The organism is Pseudomonas sp. P8_241 (assembly GCF_034008315.1).
Taxonomy (GTDB): Bacteria; Pseudomonadota; Gammaproteobacteria; order Pseudomonadales; family Pseudomonadaceae; genus Aquipseudomonas.
In genome coordinates, this window is sequence record NZ_CP125377.1 from 5796379 (window position 1) to 5819465 (window position 23087).

22 protein-coding genes are annotated in these 23087 nt (G+C 60.9%); 8 read left to right on the plus strand and 14 right to left on the minus strand.

Annotation, left to right across the window (positions count from 1 at the left end):
- Nucleotides 1–99 precede the first annotated feature (99 nt).
- The gene (locus QMK58_RS26020; RefSeq protein ID WP_053162638.1) at nt 100–1440 is read right to left on the minus strand and encodes a DEAD/DEAH box helicase; all 1341 of its coding nucleotides are present in this window, start codon (nt 1438–1440) and stop codon (nt 100–102) included.
- A 52-nt stretch (nt 1441–1492) separates the two neighbouring features.
- Complete coding sequence (yedA, locus tag QMK58_RS26025; RefSeq protein WP_053162640.1) at nt 1493–2422, minus strand: drug/metabolite exporter YedA; 930 nt, start codon at nt 2420–2422, stop codon at nt 1493–1495.
- Nucleotides 2423–2585: 163 nt separating this feature from the next.
- Between yedA and QMK58_RS26030 the strand changes: the two genes are divergently transcribed.
- Nucleotides 2586–3038, plus strand: coding sequence for an Lrp/AsnC family transcriptional regulator (locus QMK58_RS26030; protein ID WP_007990688.1), 453 nt, complete (start codon nt 2586–2588; stop codon nt 3036–3038).
- Nucleotides 3039–3156: 118 nt separating this feature from the next.
- On the opposite strand, the gene QMK58_RS26035 is transcribed toward QMK58_RS26030, so the two are convergent.
- From QMK58_RS26035 to QMK58_RS26045, 3 genes are all read right to left on the minus strand, one after another.
- Complete coding sequence (locus QMK58_RS26035; protein WP_053162642.1) at nt 3157–3762, minus strand: PolC-type DNA polymerase III; 606 nt, start codon at nt 3760–3762, stop codon at nt 3157–3159.
- Between the two features lie 22 nt (nt 3763–3784).
- The gene (locus QMK58_RS26040) at nt 3785–4264 is read right to left on the minus strand and encodes an NYN domain-containing protein (protein ID WP_007946629.1); all 480 of its coding nucleotides are present in this window, start codon (nt 4262–4264) and stop codon (nt 3785–3787) included.
- Nucleotides 4265–4463: 199 nt separating this feature from the next.
- The gene (locus QMK58_RS26045) at nt 4464–5189 is read right to left on the minus strand and encodes a DUF2076 domain-containing protein (RefSeq protein ID WP_320395611.1); all 726 of its coding nucleotides are present in this window, start codon (nt 5187–5189) and stop codon (nt 4464–4466) included.
- A 178-nt stretch (nt 5190–5367) separates the two neighbouring features.
- Here QMK58_RS26045 and QMK58_RS26050 point away from each other — a divergent pair, with 178 nt between their 5' ends.
- Together QMK58_RS26050 and QMK58_RS26055 are read left to right on the plus strand one after the other, a co-directional pair.
- Complete coding sequence (locus tag QMK58_RS26050; RefSeq protein WP_053162646.1) at nt 5368–6042, plus strand: YciC family protein; 675 nt, start codon at nt 5368–5370, stop codon at nt 6040–6042.
- A gap of 66 nt (nt 6043–6108) precedes the next feature.
- On the plus strand, nt 6109–7188 hold the full coding sequence (locus QMK58_RS26055; RefSeq protein ID WP_320395612.1) for an endonuclease/exonuclease/phosphatase family protein: 1080 nt from the start codon (nt 6109–6111) through the stop codon (nt 7186–7188).
- A gap of 56 nt (nt 7189–7244) precedes the next feature.
- Here QMK58_RS26055 and QMK58_RS26060 read toward each other — a convergent pair whose 3' ends face one another.
- The 5 genes from QMK58_RS26060 to QMK58_RS26080 all read right to left on the minus strand — a co-directional run bounded on the left by QMK58_RS26060 (nt 7245) and on the right by QMK58_RS26080 (nt 13138).
- Complete coding sequence (locus QMK58_RS26060) at nt 7245–8078, minus strand: ABC transporter ATP-binding protein (protein ID WP_007975815.1); 834 nt, start codon at nt 8076–8078, stop codon at nt 7245–7247.
- A complete protein-coding gene (locus QMK58_RS26065; RefSeq protein ID WP_053162649.1) occupies nt 8066–8869 on the minus strand; it encodes an ABC transporter permease in 804 nt (267 codons plus the stop codon). The genes QMK58_RS26060 and QMK58_RS26065 overlap by 13 nt, the downstream gene beginning before the upstream one ends.
- Nucleotides 8870–8877: 8 nt before the next feature.
- A complete protein-coding gene (locus QMK58_RS26070; protein ID WP_053162651.1) occupies nt 8878–9864 on the minus strand; it encodes an ABC transporter substrate-binding protein in 987 nt (328 codons plus the stop codon).
- A 391-nt stretch (nt 9865–10255) separates the two neighbouring features.
- Nucleotides 10256–11626: an aspartate aminotransferase family protein gene (locus QMK58_RS26075; protein WP_053162654.1), complete on the minus strand. Its 1371-nt coding sequence runs from the start codon at nt 11624–11626 to the stop codon at nt 10256–10258.
- Between the two features lie 21 nt (nt 11627–11647).
- Nucleotides 11648–13138, minus strand: coding sequence for an aldehyde dehydrogenase (locus QMK58_RS26080; RefSeq protein ID WP_320395613.1), 1491 nt, complete (start codon nt 13136–13138; stop codon nt 11648–11650).
- Nucleotides 13139–13364: 226 nt separating this feature from the next.
- On the opposite strand from QMK58_RS26080, the gene QMK58_RS26085 reads away from it, so the two are divergent.
- Complete coding sequence (locus QMK58_RS26085) at nt 13365–14294, plus strand: LysR family transcriptional regulator (protein WP_053162658.1); 930 nt, start codon at nt 13365–13367, stop codon at nt 14292–14294.
- Nucleotides 14295–14387: 93 nt separating this feature from the next.
- Here the strand turns inward: QMK58_RS26085 and hrpB are convergent, their stop codons facing one another.
- Entirely contained in the window at nt 14388–16904 is a 2517-nt protein-coding gene (hrpB, locus tag QMK58_RS26090; RefSeq protein WP_320395614.1) for an ATP-dependent helicase HrpB, read from the minus strand.
- Nucleotides 16905–17004: 100 nt separating this feature from the next.
- On the opposite strand from hrpB, the gene QMK58_RS26095 reads away from it, so the two are divergent.
- Both QMK58_RS26095 and QMK58_RS26100 read left to right on the plus strand, forming a co-directional pair.
- The gene (locus QMK58_RS26095; RefSeq protein WP_320395615.1) at nt 17005–17424 is read left to right on the plus strand and encodes a polyribonucleotide nucleotidyltransferase; all 420 of its coding nucleotides are present in this window, start codon (nt 17005–17007) and stop codon (nt 17422–17424) included.
- 41 nt (nt 17425–17465) lie between these two features.
- Nucleotides 17466–18362, plus strand: coding sequence for a cation diffusion facilitator family transporter (locus QMK58_RS26100; protein ID WP_320395616.1), 897 nt, complete (start codon nt 17466–17468; stop codon nt 18360–18362).
- On the opposite strand, the gene QMK58_RS26105 is transcribed toward QMK58_RS26100, so the two are convergent.
- Nucleotides 18359–19402, minus strand: a complete 1044-nt coding sequence (locus QMK58_RS26105; RefSeq protein ID WP_320395617.1) for a DUF6515 family protein — start codon at nt 19400–19402, stop codon at nt 18359–18361. The two genes, QMK58_RS26100 and QMK58_RS26105, sit on opposite strands and share 4 nt — an antisense overlap.
- A gap of 437 nt (nt 19403–19839) precedes the next feature.
- On the opposite strand from QMK58_RS26105, the gene QMK58_RS26110 reads away from it, so the two are divergent.
- Both QMK58_RS26110 and QMK58_RS26115 read left to right on the plus strand, forming a co-directional pair.
- A complete protein-coding gene (locus tag QMK58_RS26110; RefSeq protein ID WP_007937367.1) occupies nt 19840–20319 on the plus strand; it encodes an Lrp/AsnC family transcriptional regulator in 480 nt (159 codons plus the stop codon).
- 214 nt (nt 20320–20533) lie between these two features.
- Nucleotides 20534–20743 (plus strand): DUF2788 domain-containing protein, encoded by a 210-nt coding sequence (locus QMK58_RS26115; protein WP_003228500.1) that lies wholly within the window; start codon nt 20534–20536, stop codon nt 20741–20743.
- On the opposite strand, the gene QMK58_RS26120 is transcribed toward QMK58_RS26115, so the two are convergent.
- Complete coding sequence (locus QMK58_RS26120; RefSeq protein WP_053162670.1) at nt 20738–21373, minus strand: pseudouridine synthase; 636 nt, start codon at nt 21371–21373, stop codon at nt 20738–20740. The two genes, QMK58_RS26115 and QMK58_RS26120, sit on opposite strands and share 6 nt — an antisense overlap.
- A gap of 69 nt (nt 21374–21442) precedes the next feature.
- Entirely contained in the window at nt 21443–22942 is a 1500-nt protein-coding gene (gene amn / locus QMK58_RS26125) for an AMP nucleosidase (RefSeq protein ID WP_172681859.1), read from the minus strand.
- Nucleotides 22943–23087 lie beyond the last annotated feature (145 nt).

Here is a 23087-nt window from a genome sequence, read left to right on the forward strand (position 1 = left end):
CGCCAGCAGGCTGGCTCCCACAGGGGATATGTGTCGTTCACAAAAAACCTGTGGGAGCCAGCCTGCTGGCGATGACGGCCTAACGGACGCAGTGCGAAATTACGGCTTACGCTTACGCGGCCCAGTATTGAACACCGGCACTTTTCGCACAGGCTTGATCGACGGTTCCGCTGGCGCAGCTTCCCCGCTATCGACCCATTTACCCAGATTGCGTTTACCGCCGCCGCCGCCCGAAGCCTTTGGCTTCTTCGGTTTCTTCGGCTTCTTGACCACCTGACCGCTGGCATCGGTGTCCGGCACGCGGTGCTCCGGTTCAAAATCCGGCTCGCTCTGACGCTTCAAGGTCTGGCGCGTCAGCATCTCGATGGCCGACAGCAAATTCACTTCATCGGCACACACCAGCGAAATCGCCTCGCCAGTCGCACCCGCGCGACCGGTACGACCGATGCGATGGATGTAGTCCTCGGCCACGATCGGCAAGTCGAAGTTGACCACCAGCGGCAAGTCTTCGATGTCCAGGCCTCGGGCGGCCACGTCAGTGGCGACCAGGATTTGCACTTCACTCGCCTTGAAACGGTCCAGTGCACGCTGACGGGTTGCCTGGGGTTTGTCGCCGTGGATGCCGTCGGCATTGATGCCCAGGCCCTGAAGTTTTTCCACCAGCGCGTCCACGCCGTTGCGGGTCTTGGCGAACACCAGCACTTGTTTCCACTTGCCCTTGCGCATCAGGTGCACGAACAGTTCCGGCTTGCGTTTCTTGTCCACCGTCACGATCCATTGCTTGACCGTGTTGGCCGCGACGTTGCGCGGGCTCACTTCAACGGTCAGTGGGTCGTTGAGCATCTGCCCGGCCAGCAGGCGGATCTCATCGGAGAAGGTGGCGGAGAACAGCAGCGTCTGGCGTTTCTTCGGCAGCGCACGGTAAATGTTCGCCAACTCCTCGGAAAAGCCCAAGTCGAGCATGCGGTCGGCTTCGTCCAGTACCAGAGTTTGCAACTGGTTGAACTTCAGCGCGTTCTGGCGGAACAGGTCGAGCAAGCGGCCCGGGGTGGCAACCAGCAGATCAACGCCGCTGCGCAGCTTCATCATTTGCGGGTTGATGCTGACGCCGCCGTACACCGCGTAAGTGCGCAATGGCAGATTCTCGGCGTACTGGCGCACGGCTTCGTGAACCTGCTCAGCCAGTTCGCGGGTCGGCACCAGGATCAGCGCACGCACCGAGTTGGCGGTGACTTTCGGCCCTTCCATGGCCAGCAGTTGCAGCAGCGGCAGGGCGAAACCTGCGGTCTTGCCGGTGCCGGTCTGGGCGGCGGCCATCAGGTCGCGACCGGCCAGCACCGCCGGAATGGCTTGCGCCTGAACCGGCGTAGGCGTCTGGTAGCCGAGCGTCTCAAGGGAGCGCAGCAAGGGTTCGATCAGGCCAAGGGAGGCGAAAGTCATGGGAGTACCGTAGGAAAATTCAGCGCGGGTGTGCAATGCCGCGCAGTTTACCCTAATTCACGCGGGATTCTGTCGGCACTGCCGTCACCACTGGCCGCTGCGGTGTCCGGCGCCATTGCGGAAGGCCAATCAGCACCACCGCGCTGATGATCACCAGCATGGCCAATGCTTCCTCGATGCCGATGCTTTCACCGACAAACACGATGCCCAGCAACACCGCCACCGCCGGGTTGACGTAGGCATAGCTGGTCGCTGCCGCCGGACGCACGTGTTTCAACAAATACATGTAGGCGTTGAAGGCGATGATCGAACCGAACACGGTGAGGTACGCCAGTGCGGCCCAGCCTTCGATTGGCGGCATTTTCTCCAGGTGCTCACCGCTCGCAGCGCTGGCGATCAGAAGCACGACGCCGCCCACCAGCATTTCCACGGCACTGGCCATCGCGCCTTGGGGCAACGGCAGGTGTTTGCTCCACACCGAGCCGAACGCCCAGGTGGCCGCCGCAAAAATCAACAACGCCGCACCCAATGGACTCGATTGCAGGTTGGAACCCAGGTTGAGCATGGCAATGCCGATCATCCCGAGCACAATCCCGGCCCATTCGAGACGGGTATTACGTGCGCCCCAGAAATATCCGCAGAGCAAGGTAAACAACGGCACCGTCGCCACCGCCAGTGCCGCGACGCCGGAAGCCACGCCGGTGTGTTCCGCCACGCTGACCGCGCCATTACCGCACGCCAGCAGCAAGATCCCGATGATACCTGCCGCTTTCCACTGCGCCCAGGTCGGTGCCGGCGCCCCGCGCCAGCGCAGAAAGACGTACATCAGCGAGCCGGCAATGACGAAACGAATACCCGCCAGCAGCAACGGCGGCCAGTACTCCACGCCGATACGGATCACCAGATACGTCGAACCCCAAATCACGTACAACGCGAAAAAGGCAGCGATCAACGGCAAAGGAAAGCGACGGAGGCCAGGCATGGTGACAGCTCGCAGGCAAGACAAGTGAACGGCTATTCTAGAAAGGCCAACGGTGGAAAATAAGTTACAAAACGTGTTTATAGCGCCAGTACACTTTTCAAATCACGGAGTTTGTTGCAATAAACCGTGCTTTCGAAAGTCTGTCATTTCAGGAGCCTGCTCGATGGACAAATATGACCGCATGTTACTGAGCGCCCTGTTGGAAAACGGTCGCGCGTCCTACGCGGACCTGGCGCGCAAGGTCAACCTGAGCGCCCCGGCGGTGGCCGAACGCGTGGCCAAGCTCGAAGCCAGCGGCGTGATCACCGGGTACCAGGCGAAAGTCGATATGGCCAAGCTCGGGCTTCCGATCCAGTGCGTGATCGAACTGCGCCTGAACCAGCACGGCAACCAGAAGGCCTACGACGACCTGATCAAAATCCCGCAATTGACCGAATGCCACCGGGTGACAGGTGACCCATGCGTGATCATGCAAGCGGCGGTGGGCTCGATGCCGGAGCTGGAAGAGCTGATCAACCGGATTGCCACGTTCGGGTTCAGCAAGACGTCGATTGTGTTGTCGAGTGCGATAGAGAAGCGCGTGCCGCTGGGGCATATCGAAGGGAATGGCAAATAGTTACATGTAGGAGCTGGCTTGCCAGCGATGACGGATTCAAATTCAAACCCAATGCTGGCTGATCCACTGCGTTCGCCAGCAAGCCGGCTCCTACAGCGGATATGCGGTGTACTCGGGATCAGCGATAGCGCTGGAGATGCTCGGTTACTTTCGCGGCCGGTACTTTCTGCAACTTGCACAGCAAATCATGGGACAGCTCGCGCAAGCCATGCTTCTTCAACAACTCTTCGGCGAGATGGGTGGTCAGGTTGGCCGCCATCTCGGCATCGGCCATCGCCCGGTGGGCCTTGCCGGTATTTGGCAGGTTGGCGAATGTGGTGAGCGTGCCGAGTTTGTGGTTCGGCGCAGCCGGCATCAGACGTCGGGCCAATAACAGCGAACAGGCAAAGTTCTGCAACCGGGTGCGCTTGATCCGCCCCAGTTCAAAATCCCAGAACTTCTGGTCGAACGCGGCGTTGTGCGCCAGCAGGGGCGTAGTGCCGACGAACTCATTGACCTCGTTCATCACCTGCTCCGCCGACGGCGCGGTGCGCAGCATGGCGTTGCTGATGCCGGTAAGTTGCTCGATGAACGCCGGGACCCGCACACCGGCGTTCATCAGGCTCTGGTAACGCTCGACGATGCGCCCCTGTTCAAGGATCACCACGGCGATTTCCGTGGCCCGGCAGCTGCTGCTTGGGGAGATCCCGGTGGTTTCAAAGTCGATGACTGCGATGCGTTCCAAACCTGTTTCAACTCCGTAAAAATCAATTCTTGAGCAGCAACGCGCCTTCGATCGGCACGTAGCGGCTGGCGGCGCGGATCAGCGAATTGGCGGTCAGGCCTGGGACGCCGTAGGCCACCGCTTGCACGCCATGTTTACTGATGATGCGTTCGAGCAACATGTCGAAATCACCGTCGCCGGACGCCAACACGACTTCGTCGACATGGTCCGCGGCGTCCATGATATCGAGGGTAATGCCCACGTCCCAGTCGCCCTTGGCCGAGCCGTCGCTGCGCTGGATGTAGGGTTTGAGCTTCACGGTGAAACCGAGGTTGCGCAGGATCTGCTGGAACTGCTGCTGTTTGCTGTCGCCACGGTCGATGGCGTAGGCATAGGCTTCAACGATTTCGCCCTGTTTGCTGATGTCAGCCCACAGCGCGGCGTAGTTGAAATGGCAACCATAGGCCTGACGCACGGTGTAGTAGAGGTTTTGGACATCGGCGAACACTGCGATTTTTTTCACCGGCATTCCTCAAAGGCGGAAATCAGGCTCCAGGCCCGAAAGGCGCCCAGTATGCCAGCCCTGAGGAATGTTCCGCGAATAATCGGCTATGTGGCGAGGGAGCTTGCTCCCGTTGGGGTGCGAAGCAACGCGCTTGCTTTAGAACCCAAAGGGCCTGCTACGCAGTCCAGCGGGAGCAAGCTCCCTCGCCACAGGTGTATCAGACGAAAGAATCGTCGTCGCCGCTGAAGAACGATTCATCACCGTAGTCGGCGTCGGCGCCCTGATCGTTGTCCGCCATACGCTGATCATCGCCCCAGGTGTTGTTGCTCTGGTCGTTGACCTGGGCCGGCTCTTCCTTGATGACTTCGACGACTTCCTGCGGTTGCTGATTGTGCTGGAACAGGCTGCTGATGCCTTGTGCCAGCATCACGCCACCCGCCACGCCAGCGGCGGTTTTCAATGCACCACCGAGAAAACTGCTCCCGGCTGCTGGCGCCTGAGGGGCGTAATTGTGCTGCGGTGCTCCGAAGTTCTGCTGTGAACCGAACGACGAGCGTCCCGGTTCACGCCAGCCAGCGTTCGAAGGCGGCGCACTCTGGGTTGGCACGGGCTGTGGATCGCGGGTAGCGCCGCCGAAGATGCTCGACAAAAAGCCGCCGCTGCTCGCTGCAGGGGCCGGGGCCGACTGCGCCTTGGCTTGTTGCAGCTCAGCCTGCAATTGCTGGATCTGTTGGGTCTGTCGCCTGTTCTGTTCATCGAGACTCTTGATCGCCGCCTCTTGAACCAGAATCGCCTGAGTCATGAAATAACCTGCCGCCGGCTGGCGCGTCAGGTGTTCCTTGATCCGCGCCTCGGCCTGGCCGTCGCGCGGGGCTGCGTCCGATTCGGCTTGTTGCAGCCGGGAAAACAGTCCATCGATCAGGGTTTGTTCTTCGCTGTTCATGGCGACCTCATAGATTGCCGGGAAAATCGTTGCCTTTATCCATTAAGGATAAGGTGCTCGACCTTAATGGAGGCTGAAACAAGATGTTTCAATGTCCTTTACCGAACGTTTACGTTTGCTAACGCCTGCATATCATCGGTTACAGTGTGCACCTGATTACAACCTGCGATAACGACTGATGAACCCCTTAGATGTACTGCGTGACTCCCTGTATTTCTTCAAGCGCAATCTGGGTCAGATCGTGCAGCTATGCCTGCCGCTGGTGATCCTTGAAGCGCTGCTGCAACAAGTGGTCGACCACTCCACCGAGCCGGACAGCTTTCCCGGCATCAGCGTGATCGTCGGCCTGCTGGTGTACCCGCTGTACACCGCCGCACTGATTCTGTTTCTCGACGCTCGCAGCCGTGGCGAATCGCCGAGCAATCGCGAGCTGTTGTCGAGGGCCGCTTACCTGTGGCCACGCTTCGCCCTGTTGACAGCGCTCAACACCGTACTGATTCTGCTGGGTCTTTCGCTGTACTTCCTGCCGGGTATCTACTTGATGGTGACCTTGGCGTTCGGTGAATACCTGCTGGTCCTGCGTGGCCTGGCGCCACTGGCCGCGATGAAGGAAAGCCTGCGCACGACCAAAGGTCACTTCCTGCGCATCCTGCTGTGCATTCTGTGTGTGATGGGACCGTTGTGGCTGCTCAAAGGCCTGACGCTGGCGGCTTACCCGGAACCGCAGAACCCGGTGGTATCCGTGCTGATCGACAGCGCCCACAGCTTCCTTCAGCTGTTTACCAGCGTTGTGCTCTTCCGGCTGTTCATGCTGATCAACCCGTTGCCCGAGAACAATGACGCAGCGCTCTGACCGTGGGCGCGGCCATCGCGCTCAGGTATGCTCGGGAACAATTTTGTAACGCTAATAAGTCGAGCCATGACCCGTCTACTGCGCTACACCCTGCTGGGCCTGATGATTGTGACCGGTCTGCTCGCACTGTCGATCTACAGCCTGACCTGGCGCCCCGAGGCCAAGGAAGTGCTGCCGGTCAATTGCAGCTCCAAGGCACCGACACTGGTCCCCGGCCAGGCGCTGAAGGTGATGACCTGGAACGTTCAGTACCTGGCCGGCAAGCGTTATGTGTTCTGGAACGACCTGGCGGCCGGCACCGACGACAGCCCCACGCCCGAAGACATGGCCTTCAGCCTCGACGAAGTGGCGCGGGTGATTCGAGACGAGCAACCGGACGTGGTGCTGTTGCAAGAGCTCGACAACGGTGCCAAGGCCAGCGATTACCAGCACCAGCTCAAACTGCTGCAGGAACGGGTCGCCGACTTGTATCCGTGCAGCGCCAACGCCTTCGACTGGAAGGCGGATTTCATCCCCGATCCACACATCTTCGGCAGCGTTGGCCGGCAGTTGGCAACCCTGAGCCGCTTCCAGATCGAACATGCCGAACGATTGCAACTGCCGGTCGCCTCGGCCAACCCGATCAGCCGCCAGTTCAATCCCAAAAACGCCGTGCTGGTGTCCTACTTGCCGTCGAGTGATGGCGGGCAGATGGCGGTCCTCAACACTCATCTGGACCGCGCCACCCAGAGCGACGATACATTGCAGGCCCAGGTAAGCGCCGTGGCCAAGATGCTCGACAAGTTCGAAGGTCGTGGCACGCCGTGGCTGATCGGCGGTGACTTCAACCTGTTGCCGCTGGGCCAGTATCGACGCCTGCCGGAAGATCAACGCACGCCCTACTCCGCCGACAGCGCGCTGCATGTGCTGTGGGACAAGTACCCGATGATCCCGACCAACAACGAGGCCGGAGGTATCGACCGCGAGCGCTGGCTGACCCACTACCCGAATGATACGGGGCTGAGCGGCCCGGACCGGACTGTCGACTATCTGTTCTACAGTCCGCGGATCAAACGGGTCGAGGCGCAGGTCAGGCAAGACGATACGCTGCGTATTTCCGATCACCTGCCGGTGATTGCCCGGTTCCTACTCCCGGCTGCGCCTTAACGCATAACCTGTAGGAGCTGGCAAGCCAGCTCCTACAGGGGGTGTGCGTTGGCGGCTTAATGCACCTCTTCCAGATCATCATGCAGCAGCCCGAAGATCTCACGCTTCATCTCGATGAATGAGCGCTCCATGACCATATCGAGGTTGCGTGGACGCTCTATCGGCACATCCAGGATCTGTTTGATCCGTCCAGGTCTGGCACCCATCACGTACACCCGGTCGCCGAGCAGAATGGCTTCGTCGATGTCGTGGGTCACGAACAGAACGGTCTTCTTGCTGTTGCCCCACACCCGCAGCAACAACTGCTGCATTTGCAGGCGGGTCTGGCTGTCGAGGGCGCCGAAGGGCTCGTCCATCAGCAGGATCTGCGGATCGTTAGCCAATGCCCGGGCAATCGCCACGCGCTGCATCATCCCGCCGGACAGCTGCTTGGCGTAGTTGTCGGCAAATCCGCTCAGGCCCACTTCATTGACGTAATAGTCGACGATGTCCTTGCGCTGCGCCGCCGGCATGCCGCGACGCTTGAGACCGAATTCGACGTTCTGCCGCACGGTCAGCCACGGGAACAGCGTGTAGCTCTGGAACACCATGCCGCGATCCGCGCCCGGGCCTTCGACTTGCTGGCCGCCGACGTAAATCTCGCCTGAGGTCGGTTCCGCGAGGCCGGCGGTGAGGTACAGCAGGCTCGACTTGCCGCAACCCGACGGCCCGACGAGCACGGCGAATTGCTGGTCCGGCACTTCGAACGACACTTCCTCCAGCGCAGTAAAAGTACCGCCATCGGGTTTCTTGTAACGAAGGCTGACCTTGTCTACTTGCAGCCGGGGCGCGTTCACCGGGGCAGCCTGAGGGGCGACAAAACGATGAGTGGCGGCGGTTACTGAGCCCATGCGGTGATCCTCAGGCGAAGGAAACGAAACAGTTGATCGGTGAACAGGCCCAGCAGGCCGATGATCGCGATAGCGAGGAAAATCACGTCCACCTGAAAGCCGCGCATCGCCTTGAGGCTCAGGTAACCCAGGCCACTGGAAGCGGCGACCAGTTCAGCCACCACCAGGTAAGTCCAGGCCCAGCCCATGGTCACGCGCAGGGTGTCGAGCACACCGGGGAGGGAAGCCGGCGCGATCACATGCAGCACGGCATCGCGGCGATTGGAGCCCAAGGTGTAGGAGGCGTTGATCAGGTCCTTGGAGATGCCTTTGGACACGTCCGCGATCATCACCAGTTGCTGGAAGAACACGCCGAAGATGATCACCGACACCCGCTGCTCCAGACCGATGCCGATCCACAGGATGAACAGCGGCACGAACGAGGTTACCGGCAGGTAGCGAATGAAATTCACCAGTGGTTCAAGGAAGGCCTGGACGATGCGAAAACTGCCCATCAACAGCCCCAGCGGCACCGCCACCAGGGACGACACAATGAAGCCGACCATCACCACTTCAACGCTGGCCCATACATGCTGGCCAAGGGTGCCGTCGCGACCCAACCGCACGGCGGCCTCGACCACCGCGCCCGGCGTCGGCAGGAACATGCCCGGCACCACGCCGCCGTAGGACAACCCGGCCCACAGCCCGACCAACAGCACCCAGGCCAGGCCGCTCGCGCTCCAGATCACCGAGACCGGCAAACCGGTCTTGGGCGTTATGCAGCGGCTCAGCCATGAATTGCGCTTGAACATGCAGCCTCCTAGAGCGGGGTGACGAAGCGGTTGTCGATCAGGTCGTCATTGCTGACGTTGTAGGGCTTGCCTTGCAGCTCGCTGGCGGTCTCGTTGGCCAGCTTGATCAGCGGTGCGCTGTCACCCGGTTGGCCCGGCGAGCCCAACAGTTTTTCGCTCATCGCCTGATCGTAGAAACGTACCCCTTGGGCGGCGGCTTCCAGCTCTTTCGGATCGGACAGGTAACCGCCGACCCCCTTGGCCATGATTTTGTAGGCTTCCTGCGGATGGTCCTTGGTGTATTGCACGGCTTTATACAAACCGGCCACCAGCGCCTTGACGTCTTCCGGCTGTTTTTCGATCACGCTGCAGTTCAGTGCGACCACGTCGACGATCACTCCCGGCGTGCTGCTGCTGTCGATCAGCACCTTACCCTGCTGCTTGTCGCGGACCATCGACAGGTGCGGTTCCCAGGTCACGGCGGCCGGTACGCGACCGGCGATAAATGCAGTGGCGGCGTCGTCGGCCGTCATGTTCTGCACAGTGATGTCGCTCATGCTCATGCCGTGTTTTTTCAGCAGATACGAGAGCCAGAACTGCGAGGTCGAACCTTCGTTCACCGCCACGGCCTTGCCCTTGAGTTCCTGCAGGCTCTTGACGTCCTTGCCGACCAGCACGCCGTCGCCACCATGGCTGTCATCCAGCGCGGCCACAGCCTTGAAGCAGAATTGCGGACGGTACTTGAGCACCTCGTCGATGGTCGACGCCGAGCCGGACAACTCGCCGGACGCTTGCGCGGCCATGTACATCGCCGCTTCCTCGACCACCGGCAACTCGACGGTCAAACCGTTTTCCTTGAAGTAGCCAAGGTCCTGTGCGAGGTAAAGGGTGCCGTAGCCAACCCAGGTGGTATGACCGATGGACAGGGTGCCGGCCTGGGCGCTGGTGGCGACCGTCGCGGCGATGGCGGTGACCGCCAGTGGATGGGCAACGCGGGTAAGCAAGGACTTGATCATGGAGCACTCCCAAAGCTGTTGATTTAGTTTTGTCATGGGCAGTACGGCGAGCCCTGAATCGGCTGCAACCTGTGGTCTCTCGGGGACCCTTCGGTGGGCAGCGTTCGGTGGGCTGGCGAGATCGATGGTGGCCCAAGGGCGGGATTAGGAAAATGAGGAAATATGTGGATGTGGACGATGAAAATACTGCTTAGCGCGCACCGGGAAAGAGCGCTGTAGGCGGTGATGCCCGAGGTGGGTGCAGAACCTGGAGAATGTGTTGAATGTGCAATAGCGATCGCCGGCAAGCCAGCTCCTACGGTTCTTTGTCGCACCCAAAAAACAGGGTCGACGCAAACCCTGTAGGAGCTGGCTTGCCGGCGATCAAGGTCCGAAGAACCTTCAGGCGATATCAGAGCCGGCCGTATTCCTGCGCCGTACGATCCATCGCTTTCAGGGTCTTGCCGATCAGCTCGTCAATCTCTTCACGACTGGCAATCAACGCTGGCGCCATGATCATCCGCCCCAACGTCGAGCGAATAATTACACCTTCCTCGAAACCAATCGTGCGGCAGCGCCAGGCGATGTCATTCTCGTTGGCAAAGCGCTTGCGGCTGGTTTTGTCTTCAGCCAGTTGCAGCGCCGCAACCATCCCGGTGCCCTGAATGTCACCCACCAACGGATGCTTGCCGAACACTTCGCGCAGGCACTGTTGCAGGTACGGGCCGATGTCGTCCTTGACCCGCGTCACCACACCTTCATCGCGCAGGGCCTTGAGGTTGGCGATCGCCACCGCCGCCGCCACCGGGTGCCCGGAGTAGGTCAGGCCGTGGGCAAATACACCGCCCTGCTCCACCAGCACCGAGGCCATTTTCTTCGACAGAATCAAGCCGCCCATGGGGATGTAACCCGAGGTCAGGCCCTTGGCGATGGACAGGGTGTCCGGCTCGAAACCGAAGTACTCGTGGGCGAACCATTCGCCTGTACGACCGAAGCCGCCGATCACTTCATCGGCGCACAACAACACATCGTACTTGCGGCAGATGCGCTGGATTTCCGGCCAGTAGCTTTCCGGCGGGAAGATCATCCCACCCGCGCCCTGAAACGGTTCAGCGATGAAGCCGGCAACCTTGTCCGCCCCCAGTTCAAGAATCTTGGCTTCCAGTTGCTGCGCCGCACGCAGACCGAATTCGGCCGGGGTCAGATTGCCCTCGTGAGCGAAGAAGTAAGGCTCGTCGATGTGCTCGATGTCCGGAATCATGCCGCCCATTTCGTGCATGAATTTCATGCCGCCGAGCGCCGTCGCGGCCAGGGTCGAACCGTGGTAACCGTTCCAGCGGCCGATCATGATTTTCTTCTCGGGCTTGCCGAGCACCTGCCAGTAGCGACGCACCGTACGGATCAACACCTCGTTGGCTTCGGAGCCAGAGTTGGTGTAGATCGCGTGGCTGTAGTGAGCCGGCAGCAGGCTGAACAGCAGCTCGGACAGTTCGATCACCTGCGGGTGGGTGGTGTGGAAAAACATGTTGTAGTACGGCAGCTGTTCCAACTGCTGGCTCGCAGCGGCGGCCAGGTCCTTGCGCCCATAGCCGAGGTTGGTGCACCACAACCCGGACATACCGTCGAGGTAACGCCGGCCATCGTTGTCCCACAGGTGCAGGCGCTCGCCACGGACCATCACCCTTGGTCCCTCGTCGTTGAGGGCTTTCTGATCGACGAACGCATGGATGTGGTGCGCAGCGTCGGCGGCCTGGTAGTCGCGGGTATCACGTGGTGTGGTCATCGCCGGTTCTCCGTTTTGTTATCAGCGCAATTGAAACCAGGTGGTCTTCAACTGGGTGTATTTATCGAATGAATGCAGGGACAGGTCGCGGCCGAAACCGGACTGTTTGCCACCGCCAAAAGGTACGGTCACGTCCAGCGCATCGACGCTGTTGACCGACACCGTGCCCGCTCGCAATTGTCGCGCCACACGATGGGCGCGGTTGAGGTCGTCGGTCCACAGCGAAGCCGCCAGACCGTAGACGCTGTCGTTGGCCAGTTGCAACGCGTGGGCTTCGTCGTCGAACGCCGTGACGGCCAATACCGGACCAAACACTTCATCGCGAAACAGCGGCATGTCCGGGGTCACACCGGTGAAAATCGTCGGCTGAATGAAGTTGTCAGAGCCGTTGAAAATCGACTGCCGACCGCCACAGACTCTGGTCGCGCCTTGCTGTTCGGCCTGTTGGATGAACTTCATGATGCGCGCGGTCTGACGGTTGTCGACGATGGCCCCCGCGGCGCTCGACGGGTCCAGCGGATCGCCCGGTAGCCAACGTTCGGCCTGGGCCTTGAGGCGCTCGACGAACTCGTCATGAATCGAACGCTGCACCAGCAACCGCGAGTTGGCCGAGCAGACTTCGCCCTGATTGAAGAAGATACCGAACGCGGCTTTTTCCGCTGCCAGATCGAGGTCCTGACAATCGGCGAACACCAGGTTCGCACTCTTGCCGCCGCACTCCAGCCACACCTGCTTCAGGTTCGATTGCGCCGAGTACTGCATGAAATATTTGCCGACTTTAGTGGAGCCGGTGAACACCAGGCAGTCGACGTCCGGGTGCAGACCGAGGGCCTTACCGGTTTGTTCGCCGAGACCCGGCAGCACGTTGAGCACTCCTGCTGGAATCCCCGCCTCTAGCGCCAGCTCAGCCAGGCGCAGAGCGGAAAACGGCGACTGCTCGGCAGGTTTGAGAATGACGGAGTTGCCAGCGGCCAGGGCCGGGGCGAGTTTCCATGCGGCCATGTCCAGCGGGAAATTCCACGGCACTACCGCTGCGACCACACCGAGTGCTTCGCGGGTGATGGTTGCCAGCACGTTCTGCGCACTCGGCGCGATCTGGTCGTAGAGTTTGTCGAGGCTTTCGGCGTACCAGCGGAACACCCCGGCGGCACCCGGCACGTCGATGTTGTAGGCGTCCGTGACCGGTTTGCCCATGTTCAGCGAATCGAGCAGCGCCAGTTCTTCACGGTTTTCCAGGATCAAGTCGGCCAGGCGCAACAGCACTTGCTTGCGTTCGCTCGGCGAGCGTGCCGACCAGGTACCGGCCTCAAACACCTGCCGCGCATTGCGTACTGCCACGTTTACGTCTTCTTCGCCGCAGGCGGCAACGTTGGCCAGGCATTGCCCGTTGGCAGGATTGATCGAAGCGAATGTCCGCCCCGATTGCGCAGGGCGGCGTTGACCGTCGATCACCGCCAGGTCGGGAAACCGCACTGTGGCGGCCTTGCGTTGCCAATACTCAAGATCGAACACGTTCAGATGCTCCAGAGGACATTCTTGTGTATTGGATAGTCGCTCAGGCCCGAGCGGTGCAAAACCAGTAAAAATGTGTTCGCAGGCCAAGAAAAAACTACGTAGCCAATCTCCCTTCTGGCGCAGCATGTGGTTATTGTTCAAACACAACAAATCGCTACCCGAGTGGATAGGGGTGGCGCGCAAATTGCCAGGATGCCTGATCCGTTCTCCCCCGAGGTTTGCTGTGGCTGCCTACAATCTGCGTCAACTGAAATACTTCATCACCACCGTCGAGTGCGGCAGCGTCGCCGAGGCTTCACGCAAGCTGTACATCGCCCAGCCTTCGATCTCCACGGCCATCAAAGGGCTGGAAGACAGTTTCGGCGTGCAGCTGCTGATCCGCCACCACGCCCAGGGCGTGTCATTGACCCCCAGCGGTGCACGCTTTTATCGCAAGGCCCAGGAACTGCTGCGCATGGCCAAGGAGTTCGAACAGAACGCGTTGGCCGACAACGACGTAGTGTCCGGACAGATCGATATCGGCTGTTTCGAAACCGTAGCTCCGCTGTACCTGCCGCAATTGATCGCCGGGTTTTCGGCGTTGTATCCGGGGGTGGAGATCCGCATTCGCGACGGCGAACAACAAGAGCTGGTGCAGGGCCTGACCTCCGGCGCCTTCGACCTGGCGATTCTGTATGAACACGACCTCGACGGCACCATCCAGACCGAGCCCTTGATGCCGGCACAGCGGCCTTACGCGCTGCTGCCGGCGGATCACCGCTTTGCCCAACAGGCTCAGGTGTCACTGCGGGACCTGTGCCTGGAGTCGATGATTCTTCTGGACGTGCAACCGAGTCGGACCTACTTCGTCAGCCTGTTCGATGAGCTGGGCCTGACCCCACGCATCGCCTTCAGCTCGCCTTCCATCGAGATGGTGCGCGGCATGGTCGGCCAGGGATTCGGCTTCTCGATCCTGGTCACCAAGCCACACTCGGAGTGCACCTACGACGGGAAGAAAGTGGCGTGCGTGAACATTGCAGAAGAGGTCACCGGTTCAGGGCTGGTGGCGGCATGGCTCAAGCGCGGGCAACTGACCAAGCCGGCGCAGTTGTTTGCTGATTACTGCCGCGAACAACTCACCGCCAAATCCGAACGTTCACACCCTCCCCTGTAGGAGCTGGCTTGCCAGCGATGGCGTCATCGCAGCCGATGCAAATTTCAGTGGCCTTATCGCCAGCAAGCCGGCTCCTACGTAATCGCGTTGCGATTATTTACGCGGTTTGATCCGCGCAGTCGCCTCGGCCACCAACGGATCATCCGGCCAATAATGTTTCGGATAACGCCCTTTCAAATCCTTCTTCACCTCGGCATAGGTGCTGCGCCAGAAGTTCGCGAGATCCTGCGTCACCTGCACAGGCCGCCGCGCCGGCGACAGCAGATGCAGTTTCACCACTTGCCGACCACCGGCGATGCGCGGGGTTTCGGCCAGGCCGAACAACTCCTGCAAACGCACAGCGAGAATCGGCGGTTGCTCGCTGTAATCCAGACGAATCGAGGAGCCCGACGGTACGCTTAAATGGTGCGGCGCCAACTCGTCCAGCCGTTGTGGCAGCGGCCATGGCAACAAATTGCGAATGATGCTCGACAGGTCGAGATTGGCAAAATGACTGAGTCGCGAAACCTTGCCCAGATACGGCATCAACCAGTGTTCGAGGCTTTTGAGCAGCGCAGCGTCGCTGACATCCGGCCATTCGCTTTCGCCCTTGCCGGTCAGATCCAGTTGCCGCAACAGTGCGACCCGCGCCTGCCACTGGCGCAGCTCAGGAGTCCACGGCAACAACTCCAGCCCTTTGCGTCGCACCAGGTTGACCAACGCCTGGCTGCGGGCACTTTCGTCGAGGCCGGTCAGCGGTTCGCGGCTGAGGATCAACTCCCCGACCCTACGCTGGCGCTCGGCGCGCAGCACACCTTCGCGTTCGTCCCAATCCAGTTGATCGACGCAGCGCACCTGTTCGGCCAGCACTGAATCAAACAGCGCCGGATCGAAATCCGTCGCCAGATAAATCCGTTCTTCACGCTGCCCCTGACGACTGCCCAGATCGGCAATCACCAGCCACGGCTGCTTCATCAAACTGTCGGCTTCGGCGAACAACGCGGCGCGACCGTTGGCCAGGCGATACTCCGCGCCACCGGCGCGGCGCTGTTGGGCCACGCGGTCCGGATAGGCCAGCGCCAGCAACGCGCCGAGCCAGCGTGGATGATCCGGATCGCTGACCGGTTCGGATGCTTTGCCGCGCAGATAGCCGCGATACTGCCGTGCCAATTGCCGAGCTCGCTGTACCCCGCCCTGTGCGCCGCGCGCGGCACGTTCCTCGCCGGATAACAGGGTCAATCGACTGTGCAGATCCGCCCCGGCGCCGCGCAGGATATCGCGCTCGCCAAGCAATGCGGCGACATCGCAAGCCATGTCCGCCAACCCCAACGCCTGACCACGCAACAGCAAATGGGCGATGCGCGGATGCGCCGGCAGTTCGGCCATGGACTGACCGTGACGGGTCAGCGTTTCCCCCTCCAGCGCACCGAGGCGCTGCAGCAAATCCTGAGCCTGTGCATAAGCGGCCGCGGGTGGCACGTCGAGCCACACCAATTGCCCCGGTGTCACGCCCCAACGGCCCAGTTGCAAGGCCAGCCCTGCGAGGTCCGCCGAAAGAATCTCTGCGCTGCCGTAAGCGGCCAGTTGCTCGTGCTGATCCTGCGACCACAAGCGATAACACACGCCCGGCTCCAGTCGCCCGGCACGACCCGCGCGCTGGGTAGCACTGGCCTTGGAAATGCGTTGGGTGTCGAGGCGGGTCATGCCGCTGCCGGGATCGAAACGCGGCACCCGCGCCAGCCCGGCATCGATGACCACGCGCACGCCGTTGATGGTCAAACTGGTTTCGGCGATGTTGGTGGCCAGTACCACTTTGCGTTTGCCCGCCGGTGCCGGATCGATGGCCGCACGCTGCGCGGCCAGGTCCAGTTCACCGTGCAACGGGCAGAGTAAAACCTGAGTATTTACGCCCAAGGCATCGGCCAGTTGTTGATGCACACGACGGATTTCCGCCTGCCCCGGCAGGAACACCAACACGCTGCCGGTCTCGTCGCTCAAGGCTTCGAGGATGGTCTGCACCAGACGCGGCTCGAGGAACTCTGCGGCCTGAAACGGCCGCCCCCAGCGCATCGCCACCGGGTACATGCGCCCTTCGCTGCGCAGGATCGGCGCGTCGTCGAGCAACCCGGCCAGGCGCTCGCCTTCGAGGGTGGCAGACATCAAGAGGATTTTCAGCGGCTGGTCATCCCGGAACAATTCCCGGCCGTTGAGGCTCAGGGCCAACGCCAGATCGGCATCGAGACTACGCTCATGGAATTCATCGAAAATCAGCAAGCCCACGCCTTCCAGCGCCGGGTCGTCCTGCAACCGTCGGGTGAGAATGCCTTCGGTGACCACTTCGATACGGGTGTTGGGGCCGACCTTGCTGTCGAGTCGAATGCGATAACCCACGGTTTCGCCGACCTTCTCGCCCAACTCGCTGGCCAGCCGTTCGGCCGCGGCGCGGGCAGCCAGGCGGCGCGGTTCGAGCATCAGGATGGTCTGCCCGGCCAGCCAAGGTTCGTTCAACAAGGCCAATGGCACGCGGGTGGTTTTACCGGCGCCGGGCGGTGCTTCGAGCACGGCTTCGTGGCGTGTAGCGAGGGCTTCACGCAGGGCGGGTAAAACTTCATCAATCGGCAAAGAAATCATGCTGGCTCCAAAACAGAGCGGCGAGTATAACGGCGAACTGTTTGGCGTAGTCTGGGCTCAAACCAGTAACGTTCTTGGCGTTCTACTCAGGAGATTTCATATGCGTGCTCCCTTTCGCCTGATTGGCGGTGTTCTGGTCGCAACCTTGCTGACTCAAGTGACCGCCTGTGGGTCGATTTTCTATCCCGATCGCCGTGGCCAGATCGACGGCAAGATCGACCCGGCCATTGCCGTGCTCGATGCCGTGGGCTTGCTGTTCTACATCATTCCCGGATTGATCGCGTTCGCCGTGGACTTCGCCACCGGCGCGATTTACTACGCACCGGGAGAGACCGCGCAAGTTGCACCGCAAAAGCTCAAGGAAGCCATTGGCGCCGACGGCAAAGTCGATAACCGCAAGTTGCAGACTATTCTCGAACGTGAACTGGGCCGCAGCTTTCCGCTGGACGATCCGCGCTTGATCCAGAGCAAAGGCAGCGCCCAGCAATTGGCGATGCTCGGCCTGCAACCGTCCGCGTAACCCATGCGGGTGAAGGATCACTTTAAGGAACAGCTGTCCCTATGACCTCCAGCTCCGAACACGCCCGCTTGCTGCGGTTGGCGACCCGTGCCTCGGTGGCGGTGGCGTGCACGCTGATCGTCGCCAAAGCCATCGCCTGGTGGCTGAGCGGTTCGGTGAGCATGCTCGCCGGCCTCACCGACTCGACACTCGACGGCGTTACGTCTCTGCTCAACCTGCTCGCGGTGCATTACGCCCTGCGCCCGGCCGACGACGATCATCGCTACGGGCATGGCAAGGCCGAGTCACTGGCGGGCATGGCCCAGGCGCTGTTCATTGGTGGCAGTGCGGTGCTGATTGCGTTGCAGGCCTACGATCGGTTGAAACATCCCGAGCCCGTGGGCGCGCCGTGGATCAGCATCGCGGTGATTGTGTTCTCGCTCGCGCTGACCCTGGCCTTGTTGATGTTTCAATATCGTGTGGTCAAGGCCACCGGTTCCAATGCGGTGCGCGCCGACTCCCTGCACTACCGCTCGGACATGCTGCTCAACGGCAGCATTCTGGTGGCTCTGGTGCTGGCCGGGTTTGGCCTGCATCAGGTCGACCCCTGGTTCGGTCTGGGAATCGCTGCCTACATTCTGTGGAGCGCGGTGCAGATCGCCCGGGAAAGTTTTGCGGTGTTGATGGATGAAGAGCTGCCACCGGATGTCAGCCAGCACATGCTGGAACTGGCTTGCAGCGTGCCCGGGGTGCTGGGCGCGCACGACCTTCGAACGCGCATCTCCGGCAATCAATGGTTCGTGCAATTGCATCTGGAATTGCCGGGGGATCTGACATTGTCAGTCGCTCATGGCATCAGCGAGCAGGCCGCGGCAGCCATTCACAGCGCCTACCCGCGCGCCGAAGTGCTGGTGCACGCCGACCCGCAGGAAGTGGTGAACGCCGCACGGGCTCGCTAATTCACTTGATAGCCACGACTGCTCAGGCAGTTTCCCTGGGCTTGTTGGTAGCTTTGCACTACGGAAGGGTCTGGCTGATAGGTCGCTGTGCGCGGGTCAAAACCGCTCTGCTGCACCGCGTACTGATAACACTCGAAACCATCCCCGCTGACCTGTTCCGGCGACTGGCCGTTGGCCGGATACGCCACCACGTCATAACCATTGCTGCCGGCCGGTGGCACCGGTTGTGATTGCGGGCTGCCGACCGGCGGCTCGACCACGACGTAATCCTGAGTGCTTTGCTGATAGGCGTAATACGAGCCTGCCGCGAGGAACAGCAGCGCCCCGCCGATCCAGACTTGCTGGGCGTATTCAGGCAAGTAGCTGACACGAATCCCCCTCGGCGGCTCTACCACCACATAACGCGGACCAAGTGGGCGGTACCAGTAGCCACCGGAATAGTGGTAATCCATGCCCCGGTAAGGCACGCGGTAGTCGCGTTCCGGGAAGCGATCGATTACCTGGCCGGGACGATATCTGGGTCCGGGGCCCCAGCCGTTACCGTGTCCGCCCGGACGTCCCTGCCACTGATTGTCATGGCTGGGCGCCCCCACATAGCCGCCCCAATGCTGGTTGTAATCATTGCGACGCGGCGGGTCCTGATAGTAACCACGTTGAGGTTCCTGGGTCTGGCGCACGGTGTCGGGTTTACCCTGGATCGGCAGGTCATTGGCCGGCAATTGTGGCGGTGGTGGCGGGGAGCGAACCCGGCTGTTGTAGTCTGGTGGTGGGTGGTTCTGCGATTGGCCGTTCGGGGGCTGGCCGTTATGCTCGAATTGGCGACTGTTGTCGCCGTGAATGACGTCGCTGTTCTGTTGCTGGCCGTTTTGCGGGCGCGGTTGATCGTTGCCGCCATGTCCCTGATTGCTGCCCTGATGGCCGCCCTGGCCATGTTGTCCGCCATCGCCACCCCGATTCTGCGTCTCATCGGCCAGCGATTGCGCAGTGACACTGATACACAGCAAACCAACACCGGCCAAACGCCAGATGCGCGACTTCATGCTTTTCCTCATTGCCGGTTAGAGCCTGTACGTAAGACTGGGAAAGCACAGGCCGGTTCTGCAACAGGTTATCAGTCACGAAACTTATTTATTGAGGGGCGGCGGTAAATTACGGGTAAAGAAAAAGGGGAGACCCGTCGGCCTCCCCTTGAGAACTTCGTCCTGGCTCAACGCTTTTGACGTTGGCTCACCTCACGCCGCCTTCTGGACAGTGTGTAGCTCGGGGGCCGGCACATCCCCGGTGGGGGGCGGCGGCCGCCGCTGGCCTGATTGGGCGAGCGGCTGTGGACTGTTTGTCCGAGCAGTGATTCTGGTGATAAGAATAGGCCTGGAGCACCAGCAGAGGATTGCGAAGATTGCTGAAATAAACATCACTTGCGCAATTTTTAACCCTGGATAGATAATCCATCGCAATAGTTACGACAAAGGACTGATTGATGAGCAAGCTCGACCGTTATGACCTGAGCATTTTGGCGGAATTGCAGCGCGACGCGCGCATCTCCAACCAGGAGCTGGCCGAGCGCATCGGCCTGTCGCCTTCGCCGTGCTCGCGACGGGTCAAGCAATTGGAGGACGACGGCTACATTTCCCGCCAGGTCGCCCTGCTCGACCGCAAAATGCTCGGTTTGAGCCTGACCGCCTACGTGCTGATCGGCATGGACCGCCACACGCCAGAGCGTTTCGAGAATTTCGAAGCGGCCATTCGCACCTTGCCGCAAGTGCTCGAATGCAGCCTGGTGACCGGGATGGACGCCGACTATCAGCTCAAGGTCGTGGTGCCGGACATGGATCACTATCAGAAGCTACTGCTGGGACACCTGACCCGGATTGAAGGCGTGACCAGTGTGCGCTCGAGTTTTGTGCTCAATCAGGTATTGAACAGCACCGAACTGCCGTTGACTCATCTGCGCAGTTGAGGACGCTATCGCTGGCAAGCCAGCTCCTACAGGTTTTGTGTCGTTCGCAACGTTGTGACCGGCGCTAGACCTTGTAGGAGCTGGCTTGCCGGCGATGGGGACGGCACAGGCGACGAATGACTGCGACACACCGACGCAGGTCGATACAGCGTGAACCCGCGCAGGCGTATACTCCCCGCGCCCTTTTTAGCCGCCTGCGCGCTGGAGATGTTCGATGGATCCTGCAGTATTCGAAGAGTGGATGATGACCGGACTGGTCAGCATCCTGATCATTTTCATGGGTTTCATCGTCTGGGATCTGGCAAAGAAGTCCAAGGCCGGGCGCTTTGGCTCGTTCATTCTGTTTTTCGTGCTGGGCCTGGGCGTGGCAGCGTTCATCATCAAGAGCGTGGTGATCGGCCTGATCGAATCCGGCGCCCTATAAGCGCGCTGGCACTTCCTTCCACTGGCCTTGATCGAGCCCTTCGATCGTCCAGTCGCCGATTCTGACCCGTACCAGGCGCAACGTCGGCAAACCGACCGCCGCCGTCATGCGCCGCACCTGCCGGTTGCGCCCTTCACGAATCACCAACTCCAGCCAGCTGGTGGGTACGCTTTTACGAAAGCGTACCGGCGGGTTGCGAGGCCACAATTCGGGTTCGTCCAGTGGACGCGCCTCGGCGGGCAGGGTCATGCCGTCATTCAATTCGACGCCGTCACGCAAGCGCTGCAACTGTTCGGCGCTCGGCTCCCCTTCAACCTGAACCCAATAGGTTTTGGCAAGCTTGTGTTTCGGATCGGCGATGCGCGCCTGTAGCTGGCCATCGTTGGTCAGTAGCAACAAACCTTCACTGTCTCGGTCCAGTCGCCCCGCCGGATAAATCCCCGGTACATCGATGTAATCCTTGAGCGTCGCCCGCCCTTCGCCGTCACTGAATTGGGTCAGCACATCGAACGGCTTGTTGAACAGGATCAGTTTCGGCTCCGCTGGCGGTGCCTTGGCAACACGGCGCGGGGCTGCAGCAGGAGGCTTCACACCGGGGCGGCGGGAAACGGGACGTTGAGGACGGGACATGGCGGCGAGAACATCTAGCGATCAGGGCTGACAATGCTAGTGCCCCGACCGCTAAATGACCATCGCGAATCAGCGGAACGGCGGCTCGTCGAAGCTGCGCAGTTTGCGCGAGTGCAACGAGTTAAGCTCGGTGCGCAGCAGATCCACGGCGGCGATACCGATTTTCAGGTGCTGGCTGACCGCACGCTCATAGAACGCGTTGGCCGAGCCCGGCAGCTTGATCTCGCTGTGCAACGGCTTGTCCGACACGCACAGCAACGTGCCGTACGGCACCCGCAGGCGATAACCCTGAGCCGCAATGGTGCCACTTTCCATGTCCACCGCCACGGCGCGGGACAAGTTGATCAGCGGACGTTCCTGGGCCCAGCGCAGCTCCCAGTTGCGGTCGTCGTAGGTCAGCACGGTGCCAGTGCGCAGGCGTTTCTTCAGCTCATCGCCCTTCTCCCCGGTGACATTGGCTGCCGCCTGCTGAAGCGCCATCTGTACTTCGGCCAGGGCCGGAATCGGAATGTTCGGCGGCACGACCCGGTCGAGAATCCCGTCACGGCGCATGTAAGCGTGCGCCAGCACGTAGTCGCCAATGGTCTGCGACTGACGCAAGCCACCGCAGTGGCCGATCATTAGCCAGCAATGCGGGCGCAGCACGGCCAGGTGATCGGTGATGTTCTTGGCGTTGGACGGGCCGACGCCGATGTTGACCAGGGTCACGCCGTGGCCATCACTGGCGATCAGGTGATACGCCGGCATCTGGTAGCGATGCCAGACCACGCCCGCGGCAATCGCCGATGCTTCGCCGTGATCCATGCTCTTTTCGATGATCACATTGCCCGGTAAGACCATGCGCACAAAACGCGGATCGCTGCGCAATTGTTCCAGGCCATGGACGATGAACTGGTCGACGTAACGGTGATAGTTGGTCAGCAGGATCCACGGCTGCACATGACGCCAGTCGCTGCCGGTGTAATGCACCAGCCGACGCAGGGAGAAGTCCACACGAGCGGCGTCAAATAGCGCCAGGGGTAGCGGATCGGTGTTTTCCCAATCGTACAAACCATCGGCAATACCGTCGGTCGCCGCCGACAGGTCGGTGCTTGGAAACACCCGCGCCAGGACGGCGGCGGTCACGCCGGAGCCGGCCAGCTCATCGCCCTGCTCGACCACGTACGGATATGGAATGTTCTGCTGACTGACACCGACTTCGACGGTCACCGTGAAGTCGTGCATCAGCGGCACGAGTTGCTCCAACAGGTATTTACGGAATGCGGCGGGATGGGTGACGGTGACGCTGTATGTGCCCGGTAACTGGACTTTGGCGTAGGCGCGGGTGGTTTGCGGGACTTCGCCCTGGCAATGGTAGGTCAGACGCAATTCGGGATAGCGGAACATCGAGCGCTGTTCGGCATCGGGCTCGACACGATCCTTGAGGTAACGCTTGAGCGCCTGATTCAGCGCGGTGGTTGCACGATTGTGCAAGAGTGCAAGCCGGTCCACGGCTTGCTCGGCGGTTTGAACGACAATAAAAGCTTCGGTCACGATCAGCATCCTGTGTTCTGACTTGCAGACCTTCATCTTGCCTGCATCATCGCTTCACGGGAACAGTGGCGTATTGGCAATGCAGAAGAATTGCGGTGAATGCAAAACCCCTGTGGGAGCCAGCCTGTTGGCGATAGCGCAATTACATTCACCCTGTCTGCTGGCTGTGGCACCGTTATCG

Bases quoted from the DNA above. Each gene is read 5' to 3' on its own strand.
- QMK58_RS26020 (WP_053162638.1), bottom strand. From the start codon at position 1,440: ATGACTTTCGCCTCCCTTGGCCTGATCGAACCCTTGCTGCGCTCCCTT.
- yedA (WP_053162640.1), bottom strand. From the start codon at position 2,422: ATGCCTGGCCTCCGTCGCTTTCCTTTGCCGTTGATCGCTGCCTTTTTC.
- QMK58_RS26030 (WP_007990688.1), top strand. From the start codon at position 2,586: ATGGACAAATATGACCGCATGTTACTGAGCGCCCTGTTGGAAAACGGT.
- QMK58_RS26045 (WP_320395611.1), bottom strand. From the start codon at position 5,189: ATGAACAGCGAAGAACAAACCCTGATCGATGGACTGTTTTCCCGGCTG.
- QMK58_RS26050 (WP_053162646.1), top strand. From the start codon at position 5,368: ATGAACCCCTTAGATGTACTGCGTGACTCCCTGTATTTCTTCAAGCGC.
- QMK58_RS26055 (WP_320395612.1), top strand. From the start codon at position 6,109: ATGACCCGTCTACTGCGCTACACCCTGCTGGGCCTGATGATTGTGACC.
- QMK58_RS26060 (WP_007975815.1), bottom strand. From the start codon at position 8,078: ATGGGCTCAGTAACCGCCGCCACTCATCGTTTTGTCGCCCCTCAGGCT.
- QMK58_RS26065 (WP_053162649.1), bottom strand. From the start codon at position 8,869: ATGTTCAAGCGCAATTCATGGCTGAGCCGCTGCATAACGCCCAAGACC.
- QMK58_RS26070 (WP_053162651.1), bottom strand. From the start codon at position 9,864: ATGATCAAGTCCTTGCTTACCCGCGTTGCCCATCCACTGGCGGTCACC.
- QMK58_RS26075 (WP_053162654.1), bottom strand. From the start codon at position 11,626: ATGACCACACCACGTGATACCCGCGACTACCAGGCCGCCGACGCTGCG.
- hrpB (WP_320395614.1), bottom strand. From the start codon at position 16,904: ATGATTTCTTTGCCGATTGATGAAGTTTTACCCGCCCTGCGTGAAGCC.
- QMK58_RS26095 (WP_320395615.1), top strand. From the start codon at position 17,005: ATGCGTGCTCCCTTTCGCCTGATTGGCGGTGTTCTGGTCGCAACCTTG.
- QMK58_RS26100 (WP_320395616.1), top strand. From the start codon at position 17,466: ATGACCTCCAGCTCCGAACACGCCCGCTTGCTGCGGTTGGCGACCCGT.
- QMK58_RS26105 (WP_320395617.1), bottom strand. From the start codon at position 19,402: ATGAAGTCGCGCATCTGGCGTTTGGCCGGTGTTGGTTTGCTGTGTATC.
- QMK58_RS26110 (WP_007937367.1), top strand. From the start codon at position 19,840: ATGAGCAAGCTCGACCGTTATGACCTGAGCATTTTGGCGGAATTGCAG.
- QMK58_RS26115 (WP_003228500.1), top strand. From the start codon at position 20,534: ATGGATCCTGCAGTATTCGAAGAGTGGATGATGACCGGACTGGTCAGC.
- QMK58_RS26120 (WP_053162670.1), bottom strand. From the start codon at position 21,373: ATGTCCCGTCCTCAACGTCCCGTTTCCCGCCGCCCCGGTGTGAAGCCT.
- amn (WP_172681859.1), bottom strand. From the start codon at position 22,942: ATGAAGGTCTGCAAGTCAGAACACAGGATGCTGATCGTGACCGAAGCT.